Annotated in this window: 8 protein-coding genes; 3 read left to right on the top strand and 5 right to left on the bottom strand. The window is 66.7% G+C overall.

Going from position 1 to position 11,978, the window contains the following annotated elements; genetic code table 11:
* Nucleotides 1-5: 5 nt before the first annotated feature.
* The gene (locus ACPXY0_RS02105) at nucleotides 6-1,106 is read right to left on the bottom strand and encodes a DNA cytosine methyltransferase (RefSeq protein WP_423928019.1); all 1,101 of its coding nucleotides are present in this window, start codon (nucleotides 1,104-1,106) and stop codon (nucleotides 6-8) included.
* A gap of 320 nt (nucleotides 1,107-1,426) precedes the next feature.
* On the opposite strand from ACPXY0_RS02105, the gene ACPXY0_RS02110 reads away from it, so the two are divergent.
* Nucleotides 1,427-3,064, top strand: a complete 1,638-nt coding sequence (locus ACPXY0_RS02110; RefSeq protein ID WP_423928021.1) for a hypothetical protein — start codon at nucleotides 1,427-1,429, stop codon at nucleotides 3,062-3,064.
* 88 nt (nucleotides 3,065-3,152) lie between these two features.
* Here ACPXY0_RS02110 and ACPXY0_RS02115 read toward each other — a convergent pair.
* A protein-coding gene (locus ACPXY0_RS02115) for an IS3 family transposase (protein WP_423928023.1) occupies nucleotides 3,153-4,312 on the bottom strand; the annotation gives its coding sequence in 2 pieces (ribosomal slippage) (nucleotides 3,153-4,054 and nucleotides 4,054-4,312; 1,161 coding nt in all).
* Nucleotides 4,313-4,348: 36 nt separating this feature from the next.
* Between ACPXY0_RS02115 and ACPXY0_RS02120 the strand changes: the two genes are divergently transcribed.
* On the top strand, nucleotides 4,349-5,938 hold the full coding sequence (locus ACPXY0_RS02120) for a DNA methyltransferase (RefSeq protein WP_423928025.1): 1,590 nt from the start codon (nucleotides 4,349-4,351) through the stop codon (nucleotides 5,936-5,938).
* Nucleotides 5,938-9,126, top strand: coding sequence for a DEAD/DEAH box helicase family protein (locus ACPXY0_RS02125; protein ID WP_423928027.1), 3,189 nt, complete (start codon nucleotides 5,938-5,940; stop codon nucleotides 9,124-9,126). Before ACPXY0_RS02120 ends, ACPXY0_RS02125 begins: the two co-directional genes overlap by 1 nt.
* 41 nt (nucleotides 9,127-9,167) lie before the next feature.
* On the opposite strand, the gene ACPXY0_RS02130 is transcribed toward ACPXY0_RS02125, so the two are convergent.
* The 3 genes from ACPXY0_RS02130 to typA all read right to left on the bottom strand — a co-directional run bounded on the left by ACPXY0_RS02130 (nucleotide 9,168) and on the right by typA (nucleotide 11,791).
* The gene (locus ACPXY0_RS02130; protein WP_423928029.1) at nucleotides 9,168-9,590 is read right to left on the bottom strand and encodes a type II toxin-antitoxin system VapC family toxin; all 423 of its coding nucleotides are present in this window, start codon (nucleotides 9,588-9,590) and stop codon (nucleotides 9,168-9,170) included.
* Nucleotides 9,587-9,820: a hypothetical protein gene (locus tag ACPXY0_RS02135; protein WP_423928031.1), complete on the bottom strand. Its 234-nt coding sequence runs from the start codon at nucleotides 9,818-9,820 to the stop codon at nucleotides 9,587-9,589. The genes ACPXY0_RS02130 and ACPXY0_RS02135 overlap by 4 nt, the downstream gene beginning before the upstream one ends.
* A 105-nt stretch (nucleotides 9,821-9,925) precedes the next feature.
* Nucleotides 9,926-11,791 carry a translational GTPase TypA gene (typA, locus tag ACPXY0_RS02140; RefSeq protein WP_423928033.1) on the bottom strand — a complete coding sequence of 622 codons (1,866 nt, stop codon included), beginning with the start codon at nucleotides 11,789-11,791 and terminating at the stop codon, nucleotides 9,926-9,928.
* Nucleotides 11,792-11,978 lie beyond the last annotated feature (187 nt).

The following is an 11,978-nucleotide window of genomic DNA, read 5'->3' on the forward strand; positions in this document are numbered from 1 at the left end:
GGCAGTCAGAGGAGTCCGGCGTCCGCTAGGTGCTCGTTCATATGGTGGCCGAAGACGGTCGCAAGCCTGACGGGCACTGCATTCCCGATCTGGCGGGCCATCGAGCTAAGGCTTCCGTCGAACTCGTAATCCATCGGGAACGTCTGCAGGCAGGCGGCTTCGCGAACGCTGATCGCGCGGTCCTGCTGGGGGTGGCCGAAGCGGCCGTTCGAGTAGCTGATGCAGCGCGTCGTCAACCCCGATGCGGGGCGGTCCCAGGACATGCGGCCGTAGACATCACTGTACCCGTTGGACCGGCGGTGGCACTCAAGCCGGAGACCGTCGGGCCAGTCGCGGTTACCCCCTCCCTCAGGCGTCGCGCGGATACGCCGAAGGTTGCGTTCGGAAAGCCTGGCGGCACGGTGATCCGGCACATCTGGGTGCGTCTGCCCTGCGGCGATCTCTGGAAGTTCCTCGATCCAGTCCCGCACGGTGTCGTACTTGGGGTTGTCGGTCTCGGGGCCGTGGGACTTGGGAGGCAGTTCCAGTGGCCCGTGTCGGCTCGCAAGCAACAGCAGTCTGCGACGGCTCTGTGGGACTCCGTACTTCTTGAGCGACACGGCCCCGTACGCTGGCTCGCAATAGCCAGCCTCCCGGAGTCCGCGCACGAATCCGCTTAGCGGCTCGGCGTCGCGCCTTGGGTTCTGGATTCCCGGTACGTTCTCGACGAAGACGATGTCCGGCTCGCATCGCCGAATGAACCGCAGGAACTCCAGCAGCAACGGGACCCGGTCATCCTTGTCTGGTTCGGGGCGGGATGTGTTCTGTTTGGTGAACGGCTGGCACGGCGCACATCCGCAGAACAAGACCGGCTGGGATCTCTGAGTTCGGACGAGGCCGTGGACCATATCCACGTTCGTCTCTCGGATGTCGGCGTGCTCGAAATGAGCGGACGGAAAATTCTTCTCGAAGGTGCTCTTGGCGTCGGCGTCGGCATCGAGGGCGAACACCACCTCCAACCCGGCGTTCTGGAAGCCCCGGCTGGCCCCGCCGCAACCCGAGAAGAAGTCGAATACCTTGACTCCGGGGAGGGAATCGACCTCCAAGCTCTCGCTGCATGAGTTCATTTCGGGGTGGCATCTCCGCTGGACCGTGGCGGATTGCCGGAGATGAAAGACGCCGAGATGGGCTTGCGGTCGAACTCCAACCGGAACCGCCACCAACTCCAACCCTGCCCCGAACTTCCCCTGCCCGAACCCGCCGTTGCCTCGCACCGTGACGGTAAGTCCGCCCGCACGCGGGGTCAACCGGAACTCCGAATCGCGGTCGCTGGTTGGCGGATTGCCTTGCGGGGCGTTCTGCGGCAAACTCCGTGCCATGCAACGCAACGTATGGAGCCCAGCGAGTTCCTGTCGTTCGATTCCGCCGGACCGGGCGCGGTAGACTGGTGCGTACGCCGTTCCACATCCGGTGGGCGCCAGCGAACGCCCCGGAGGAGGGTTCCCCGCCGCCGCCGGAGCAGGCCCGGTTCCAGGAGCTCCTGCGCGAGTTGTTCCAGTTCGACTGCGCGGATCTGGATTTCGGCATCTACCGGGTCATGAACCACAAGCGGGAGGTCATCGACCGCTACATCGATCGGGAGCTGCCGGGCGCCATCGAGGAAGCCGTGAGCCAGGGGGGGCTCGAGACCGAGGCGAGGCGCGCCGACACCTTCGAGGAAACGCGAGCCAGCGTGATCGAGGTCTTCGGGGAAGATGTGCTCGCACCCGACGGAACGCTACTCCAGTATGAGGAGACCCCGCTCGGACAGAAGTACATGCTGTGGCGTGCGCGGGCCCGCCACTCCGAGTCCGCCGGGGACGTGCGGCGCGACATCTACAACCACCTGTACGCCTTCTTCAGCCGGTACTACCAGGACGGCGATTTCGTTCCGAAGCGGCGCTACTCGTGGGAGCACCCCTACGTCGTCCCCTACAAGGGCGAGGAAGTTCATTTCCACTGGGCCAACCGCGACCAGTACTACGTGAAGGCGGCGGAGCACTTCAAGGATTACACCTACCGGACTCCATCGGGAATCTCCGTCCGCTTCTTCCTGCGCTCAGCGCACGTCGAGCGGGACGACGTTAAGGGCAAGAAACGGCTCTTTTTCCCCCTGCCGAACGCTGCGGTCTGGGACGGGGATCGCCGATTGCTGGACCTGCCGTTCGATTATCGCCCGCTGACTTCGGCCGAGGCGAAGCACTTCGGAAGGAAGGGACAGCAGGAAGCCATTCTGGAGCGCGCCGAAGCGACCGTTGCCGACGCGCTCGCCGCGATGCCGGAGGCGGCGCTGGCGCTGCTCGACAAGACAGCGGTGAGTGAAGACGACGCCGCGCCGACCCTGTTCGCGCACCACGCACAGCGATTTGCTCGAAAGGTTACGTCGGACTACTTCATTCACCGTGATCTGAAGGCGTTCCTCGGCCGGGAGCTGGACTACTATCTCAAGTCGGAGGTTCTGGGTCTCGGCACGCTCGAAGCTGGGGGCGAGACGAGGGCCGACGCCTGGCTGGACAAGATGCGCGTTATCCGCGAGGTGGGCGGAAACATCATCGACTTCCTCGCTCAGATCGAAGGCTTCCAGAAGATGCTCTGGGAGAAGCGGAAGTTCGTCGTGGCCGTGCAGTACTGCGTGGCCGTCCGACTGCTTCCCGAGGAGCTTCGGTCCCGCGTCCTGGAGTGCGACGCGCAATGGGACGAGTGGTGCTCCCTGGGCTGCATCGTGGACGACGACTCCCTGTTCGCAGCGGGTGAAGATCCGATTGCCCGCGGCGACTTCTTGGAACGCAATCCGGGGATTCTCCTCGACACCCGACACTTCGACTTGGCATTTGTTGACGATCTGCTGGTGGCGCTCGACGACATCGACGAGAAGACGGACGGCGTGGTCGTAAAGAGCGAGAACTGGCAGGCGCTGGATCTGCTGGAGGAGCGGTACGGGGGACAAGTTGATTGCATTTACATTGACCCACCGTACAACACGGGCAACGATGGCTTCATCTATAAGGACCAATACTGGAGCTGTCCCGCTTTCACGGACGGTTAGTTTCTGTGGTTGATCGTCTCCGGTGTTGCTCCTTTCAGTCCCTCTCAGGCGCTCGGGAGAGGTTCCGGGTGTACGCCTCCGGTGCGCCTCAGGCCGCATGGTTCCTCTCGTAGTTGGCCGGCGACTCGTAGCCGAGGGCGGAGTGAAGCCTGCGCGTGTTGTAGAAGCCTTCGATGAAGCCGAAGACCTCTCGCCGTGCCTCGGCCGCGGTGCGGAACGAGCGCCGCCAGATCAGCTCGCACTCCAGCGTCGCGAAGAAGCTCTCGCACATGGCGTTGTCGTAGGCGTCGCCCACCGAGCCCATGGACCGCGCGATGCCCGACGCGCGGCAGCGCTCCCCGAAGGCGAGCGAGGTGTACTGCGAGCCTCGATCCGAGTGATGAACGACGCGCCCTTCGGGGCGGCGCCGCGCGAGGGCCATCGCCAGCGCGGCCTCGACCAGCTCGGTCCGCATGTGCGTCGCCATGGCCCAGCCGACGACGCGGCGGCTCCAGACATCGAGCACGACGGCCAGATACAGCCAACCCGCCCATGTGGGCACGTACGTGATGTCGGCCACCCACAGCCGGTCGGGCCCCGAGGCCGAGAAGTCCCGCCTCACCAGGTCCGGCGCGGGCCGGGCCTCGGTGTCCATCTTCGTCGTCGCCGTCTTGAAGCGCCTCCTGGTCGCGCCCTCGATCCCCATCGCCCTCATCAGCCGCCCCACGCGCTTCTGGCCCACCCGCTCGCCCTCGGCCCTGAGAACCGCGTGGATCCGCGGACGACCGTACGTCTCGCCGCTGCCGGTCCAGATGGCCTGGATCTTGTCTTGAAGTTCGTCGTCCCGCCGCGCCCGCGCCGAGGCAGGACGCTTCAGCCAGGCGTAGTAGCCGCTGGGGGAGAGACCCAGCACCCGGCACATGGCCGCCAGAGGAAACTCGGCCCGGTGCGCCTTCATGAACGCGTACCCCCGCCGGGGATCGCTCCGCTCTCCCTCGCGAACCAGGCCGCGGCTCTTTTTAGGATGTCACGCTCCATCCGGAGCCGCTTGTTCTCCCGCTTCAGACGCGACATCTCCTTCCCCGTCTCCGTCGTCAGACCGTCTCTCCGCTCTCCCTCGTCCAGCTCCCCCTGTCTGACCCAGTTGCGGATCGTCTGCTCCGAGGGCTCGAACTCCCGCGCCAGCGACCCCGCGCTACGACCGGCACGCGCGAGTTCCACCAGCCGCTCGCGGTACTCCGGCGGATACCGCCCCGCTCTTCCCGCCACGATACACCTCCTTGGTTCCCCAATGGAAAGGTGTCCGTGAAAGCGGGGCAACTCCAATACCAGCACTCGAGCTGGGCGTCGATGGTCAGCCAGGCGGTCAACCGTTCCGTGGCTTACGGTTCGCATCGCTCCGCCATCTTCGCGTCGATCGACGAGGGAGAACAGCCGATCTTTCGTTTTCTCCTCGATGCCAGTTGGGGTTCACACAATCATGTGGCGGACATGGTGTGGGCCTCGGGCCGCAAGAACGACTCGCGGCTCATCTCGGTATCGCACGAATACATCTTGGTGTACGCCCGTGATCGCGAATCCCTCCGTACTCATGGGATCCGTTGGCGACAGCGGAAACCCGGCCTCGACGACATCTACGCCTGCCACAAGAGGCTAAAGCGGCGGCACGGTGACGACTACGCTGCGATCGAGCGTGACCTGAAGGAGTGGTTCCGCAGCCTACCGGGCTCCCATCCGGCCCGAAGGCAGAAACACTACAACCGCGTGGACGCACGCGGCGTTTATTTCCCCGACAACATTTCGTGGCCGGGGACCGGCGGTCCGCGGTACGACGTGATCCATCCCGTGACGGAAAAGCCGACAAAGGTGCCAGCGGCAGGGTGGCGACTCAAAGAGGAAACGATGAAGCGGTGGATTGCGGAGGATCGGATCCATTTCGGCGAGGATGAACACAGCGTGCCCAAACGGAAGTCGTATCTGCGCGAGCACGAGCACGAGGTACCGTATAGCGTGTTCTACCAGGATGGCCGCGCCGCCACGAAGCGGCTACGTGCCGTGTTGGGTACGGACGACGTGAGCTACCCGAAGGACGAGACCGTCATAGCGGAGTGCATTGAAATGGCGGCGGGCGCGGGAAGCACGATTCTCGACTACTTCGCCGGATCTGGTACGACCGGCCATGCCGCGATCAACCTCAATCGTGAGGACGGGGGACGACGCAAGTTCATTCTGGTGGAGATGGGACACCGGTTCGACACCGAGATCATGCCGCGGCTCAAGAAGGTGGCGTTCTCCCCGGAGTGGCGGAACGGGGCCGCGAAGCGGGAGGCCACGGCGGAGGAGTCCGAGCGCGGCCCGCGGATCATCAAGTACTTCCGTCTGGAGAGCTACGAGGACGCGCTGAACAACATCGAGTTCGAGGAGGTGGAGGAGAGCCTGTTCGAGCTGGAGGACTACCTGCTGCGCTACATGCTCCAGTGGGAGACCAAGGCGAGCGCGACCCTGCTCAACGTCGCGGCGTTCGCGCGGCCGTTCGACTACAAGCTGCGGCTGGGCGGGAACGGTGATGGCGCGGACGAGACCGTGGATCTCGCCGAGACGTTCAACTACCTGCTCGGCCTAAAGGTGCATGCGCGCCGGACATACGACGACGACGGGCGCCGCTATCTGGTCTACGCGGGGGAGACGTGGGACGGCAGCTCTGCGGTTATCATCTGGCGCGACACGGAGGGATGGACGGCGGAGGACCGGGAGCGGGACCGGGATTTCGTGGCGAGGCACGACATGACGGCGGGTGCCGACGAGATCTGGATGAACGGGGACTCCATGGTAAAGGACGCGCGGCCGCTGGACGCGCTATTCAAACAGCGCATGTTCGCGTCCGCAGACGGCTGATGACCCCCGGCCGCCCCGGCACCATGCTCCGCCGCCTCGAGGCGGAACTCCTGCTGTTGGGCTGGGCGAACCGGCAGTTCGGGTTCGAGACCAACCAAGCGCTCTTTGACGCCTTGAAGGATGCTCACGAGGGGTACGAGGACGGCCGCAGCCATGTCGCGCGCATGCTTCTGAGCCGGGAGCGCCTGATGGTTCCCGCGGACGACCTGGCCCGCTACGACGACAACGTGCGCCGCCATCTCGACTCCATAAACAAGGGACGGCGCGAGCCCATCACCCTGCGGTATTTCCAGCAACTCGCGGCGCTGTACGCGGAACTCTTCTTGGCCCGGCGCGCTGCGTCCCCCGAAGCCCTCGCACGGCAGCTCCACCGGTACGTCCGGGAGAAGGTCCACGGCCTGGGCACCTCCTACCCGGTGCGGGAGATCACTCCGGACGACCTGAACAAGCTCGCGTTCTGGATGGCGACGGGGAGCGGCAAGACGCTCATCATGCACCTCAACTACCTCCAGTTCCTGCACTACGGCGGGGCGGAGGGCCTGGACAACATCATCCTCATCACGCCCAACGAGGGGCTGAGCGCCCAGCACATGGAGGAAATGACCACGTCCGGCATCCCGTCGGCGCGTCTCGGCGAGGCCGGGCTGCTGGCGGGCGGCCGCTGCACCGTGCGGGTGACCGAGATCACCAAGCTTGTCGACAAGCGCCGCGGAAAGGGGACGGGTGTCAGCATCGAGGTCGAGGCGTTCGGCGACCGCAACCTCGTGTTCGTGGACGAGGGCCACCGGGGCGCGAGCGGGGAGGCGTGGCGAGCGGTGCGCGACGCCGTGGCCGCGCGCGGCTTCACCTTCGAGTACAGCGCCACCTTCGGGCAGGCGCTGGCGGCGGCGCGCGACAACCAACTCACCCTCGACTACGGCAAGTCGATCCTCTTCGACTATTCGTACCCGTATTTTCACCGGGACGGGTTCGGCAAGGACTTCCGCGTCCTCAACGTGTCCGGCAAGGACCCGCCGCCAGAGCTGGCCGACCACCTCCTTTTCGGCAACCTCCTCTCCTTCTACGAGCAGCTCCGCGCCTATCGCGAGAACGCCGCCGAGCTGCGCGCCTACAATCTGGAGCAGCCGCTGTGGGTGTTCGTCGGCAAGAGTGTGAACGCGGTCTATAGACGTCGCGGGCGTGACACGAGCGACGTGCTCGCCGTGCAACTCTTCCTCCACCGCGTGCTCAACGAGCCCGACTGGGCGCGGGAGACGATCGGGAAGCTGCTGCGCGGCGAGTCGGGGCTGTACGCGGCGTGGAACGTGGACCTGTTTGCGGACCGCTTCAACGAGTTGGCGAAGCTCGGGGAGTCCCCGGATCGGATCTACGCCGACATCCTCCGCACCGTGTTCCACGCCGATGGCCCCGGCGGGCTGCGCCTGTGCGACATCCGGGGCGCGCCCGGCGAACTCGGCCTCAAGGCGTCCGGGTCGGACGACTACTTCGGCCTCACCTACATCGGAGACACGGCGAAGTTCAAGCGGCTGGCACGGGAGGCAGAGGCGGGGATCATCTTCGAGGAGGACGCGGTCGGCGGCTCGATGTTCGGCCGGGTCAACGAGGCCGGGGCCACGGTCAACGTCCTCATCGGCGCCAAGAAGTTCGTCGAGGGCTGGAACTCATGGCGCGTGTCGAACATGGGCCTCATGAAGGTGGGACAGGCGGAGGGCTCCGAGATCATCCAGCTCTTCGGCCGCGGCGTGCGGCTCAAGGGCAGGGGGATGTCCCTCAAGCGGAGCACCTATCTGGAGGGTCCGCACCCGGACAAGGTGGGGCTCCTGGAGACGCTCAACATCTTCGCCGTGCGCGCCGACTACATGAAGAAGTTCCGGACCTATCTGGAGCGCGAGGGACTCGAGGCGCGGGACAGCGTGACGCTGCGCGTGCCAGTCCGGGCCAACGAGGAGTTCCTGGGCCGGGGGCTCGTGGTTCCGGCCCTCCCGGAAGGAACCGACTTCGAGACGGAGGCGAACTTCGCGCTCGGTGCCGGCGCCGGGCTTCCGGTGCAGATCGACCGCGCCACGCGGGCCTCCTCGTGGGAGAGCGGTGCCCGCGGTCAGTCGGCGACGGAGGGAACGGCCGGGCACAGCCGTCCCGCCTCGGAGCTGCCGCTGGCGCTGGTGGATTGGGAAAGGGCGTACCTCGACCTCATGGAACACCGGCGGCAGAAGGGGATGCGGCCGCTGGCCGTCCCCGGGCCCGACGCGCTTCGGTCGCTCGTCGAGAGCGGGGCCGCCACGGTGTCGGCCGACGAGCATGTGTTCGAGCCCCGCAACTGGCACGACCGGGAGGACCTGCAAGCGATCGTGCACGCGGTGCTCCGGCGAACCGCGGACCGGTGCTGGCAGACCGAGCGGCGGACGTGGGAGGCCGAGCGCATGAAGTACCGCGAGGTGGACGCCGCCGATCCCAACCTTCTGCTGAACGTCGACCCCGAGGCGGCCAGCGCCTGGCCCGGCGGCCCCCAGCCTCACTATGTGGTTAGCGTCCCGCACGCCGACGCCGGTCTTCGCAACGAGCTCGTGGAACTCATCGAACAGCGGGGCAAGCTCTACGAGCAGGAACTCGGCCCGCTCGCCCGCATCCACTTCGACCGCCACCTGTACCAGCCGCTGCTGATCGAGTCCTCGAACGCCGACGTGAGGATCTCCCCGCCGCCGCTCAACGAGAGCGAAAAGCGGTTCGTCCGCGATCTCCGCGATTGGTGGGTGGACCGGGGCAGCGCCCTTCACCCCGGTGCGGAACTGTTTCTGCTCCGAAACCAGGGCCGGGGCTGCGGCGTGGGCTTCTCACTCGAGGGCCGCGGCTTCTACCCGGATTTCATCCTGTGGCTCATCGAGGGAGGCCACCAACGCGTCGTGTTCGTCGAACCGCACGGCATGCTCCACGCCCGCGCCTACGCCGAGGACGAAAAGGCCCGCCTACACGAGCGCCTATCCGCCCTCTCCGACGCTATCGCCGAGCGCAGCGGCGTCCCTGCGGGCACCGTGTCTCTCGACGCCTTCATCGTGTCCGCCACCCCCCACGCCGAACTCCGCCCCCACTACGACGACGGCTCCTGGAGCCCCGAGGACTTCGCCAGCAAGAACATCCTCTTCCCGGACCCACGCCGCCGCTACATGGAGACCCTCCTCGCCCGTCCATAGTTCGGCCCGGCACGGCGCATGGCGGCGCTCAAGGCATCCCGTCACGAGATTCGCCAGAGCCGCAAAGTCGAGATGGCCCCGGCTCTCGCGGTGCGACGTACATATCGTTCGTCCGCCGTGACGAACACGCCCTCGAGCCCGAGCGCCGCGGAATGGTACGCCGCGTCGTAGAATGCGACTCCGTACGTCACACACAGAGACACGGCACGGCTTCTCCAGTGGGAGTCCAGCCGCGCCTCGGTAAGGCCGAAGTCGGCCAGCGATGCCAGAAGCTCGCCAGCATCATCGGGAAACCGCCTCGCCAGCGTGTTGCCCACCTCGTAGATCCAGAGCTGTGGAACGACCAGATCAAGGGTCCCGGCCACCGCTTCGTCACGCAACGCGAGCGCCGCGTCTGTATCCTGCTCGTCGTCGCCCGGAAGAACCCACTTGAGAAGAACCGACGCGTCGGGCGTTACGATCACGGCAGCCGTTGCTCCCGCTCTTCCCGTATCCACCGGACGATCTGGTCGGTCTCGACTGCGGGCAACCGCGCGCGCAGTGCGTCCATCCGGGCGGAGGCGTCTCGCCTCCTGGAAGCACGCGACCACTCCCGGATCGCGGCGTTGACGGCGCGGCTGCGCGTACCGCGCGGCAGCCTCTCGATGACCCGCCACGAGTCATCGTCCAGCATGATGTTGACCCTTCGCGCCATGTCGTTCTCCTCCCAGTGTCCCTGCGGTGTGTAATGGTTACACACCGCAGAGCCCTTGGCAAGCCACGGTGCGGATCCCTCGCTACCTGGCCTTCGTCGGGAAGCTCAGGCCTCGCGGGCGGCGGCGGCCGCGCGGCGCATCGCCTTCTTCCGCTCGTTCGGGTCCAGGAGGCGCTTGCGGAGGCGGATGGCGTCGGGTGTGACCTCGATCAGCTCGTCGTCGTTGATGAACTCGAGCGCCAGTTCCAGCGTCAGTACGCGCGGCGGTTCCAGGCGGACGTGCTCATCCGCGGCGGCGGCGCGCATGTTCGTGAGCTTCTTGCCCTTCGACACGTTGACCTCGAGGTCGCCCGGGCGGACGTGCTCCCCCACGAGCATCCCGCTGTAGACTTCGACGCCCGGCCCGATCAGCATCTCGGCCCGCTCCTGCAGATTGAAGAGGGCGAAGGCCACCGACGTCCCGGGGCGGTCGGCGACGAGCACCCCCTTCCGCCGGTGTTCGAGATGGCCGGCACGGGGTCCGTACTCGAGGAACCGGTGGTGCAGCTGGCCCTCGCCGCGCGTATCGGTGAGGAACTCGGAGCGGTATCCGAACAGGCCCCGCGAAGGGAGTTTGAAGTCGAGCCGAACGGGCCCCTGGTCCGTCGGCCGCATCGACAGGAGTTCCGCACGCCGGCTCCCCATCTTCTCCATCACCACGCCGACCATCTGAGCGGGGACTTCGATCACGGCCTCCTCGTACGGTTCGAGGATCTCGCCGCCGGGACCCTGGCGCAGGATGACGCGGGGGCGCGAGACGGAGAACTCGTATCCCTCGCGCCGTATCGTCTCCATGAGGATGGTGAGGTGCAGTTCCCCGCGGCCCGAAACGGCGAAGGTGTCGGGCGATTCCGTGGGCTCGACGCGGAGGGCGACATTCCGCTCCAGTTCGCGGAAGAGGCGCTCGCGGAGCTGTCGGGTGGTGACGTACTTCCCCGTCCGACCGGCGAACGGCGCGTCGTTGACCCGGAAGTCGACCGCCAGGGTGGGCCGCTCGACCGCGATCCCCCGCAGCCGCTCCCGGTGGTCCGGGTCGGCCACCGTCTGGCCGATTTCCACCCCCTCGAGTCCCGCCAGCGCCACGATCTCTCCGGCGCTCGCGCGCGGCTTCTCGATCCGTTTCAGCCCCTCGAAGCCGTAGATCCGAACTACGCGGGACGGGATCGCCTCGTCGGCCGCGACCGGCCCCGGCTCTCCGAGCGGAAGCAGAACGACGCGATCCCCCTCGGCGACCGCGCCCCGCTCGATGCGGCCGATGGCGATGCGGCCGACGTAGGCGGAGTGATCCAGCGTCGAAGCCAGCATCTGGAACGGTCCCGCGGCATCGCCCGTGGGAGGAGGGACCGCCGAGACGATCGTCTCGAACAGCGGCTCCAGATCTCCGCCGCGCGCCTCGATGTCCCGCGCCGCCCACCCCTCACGTCCGCTCGCGTACAGGAAGGGCGCGTCGAGCTGGGCCTCGGTGGCCTCCAGCTCCATAAACAGCTCCAGCACGTCGTCGTGCACCTCCGCCGCGCGCTGCTCGGGCCGGTCGACCTTGTTGATCACGCCGATGGGCGCGAGCCCGAGTGCGAGCGCCTTCCGCGTCACGAAACGCGTCTGCGGCATGGGGCCCTCGACCGCGTCCACCAGCAGGAGCACCCCGTCCACCATCCGCAGGATGCGCTCGACCTCGCCCCCGAAATCCGCGTGGCCCGGCGTGTCGACGATGTTGATGCGGGTCTCGCCCCAGCGCACCGCCGTGTTCTTGGACAGGATCGTGATCCCGCGCTCCCGCTCTAGCGGGTTGGAATCCATGACGCGGTCCTCCATCCGCTCGTGCGACTGGAAGGCGCCCGCCTGCCGCAGCATGTGATCGACGAGCGTCGTCTTTCCGTGATCGACGTGGGCGATGATCGCGATGTTACGGATGTCCCGTCTCTGGGGCGTCAAACGGGCCTCGATCTCCTCGTGGTCCTGCTCGTGGTCCTGCTCGCGGTCGTCGTGGGGCAGGGGATCCTACGCCGCCGGCTCCGAACCACAAAGCCGGGCCGGGGGAAGGGCCGCGCCTGCTGTGCGTGGCTGCGTGGGGTTTGCTAGGTTACCCCGGCACCATGGTGCGGCTGGCGGGTATGAAACT

The sequence above is a fragment of the Candidatus Palauibacter sp. genome (genome assembly GCF_965237495.1).
Classification (GTDB): domain Bacteria; phylum Gemmatimonadota; class Gemmatimonadetes; order Palauibacterales; family Palauibacteraceae; genus Palauibacter.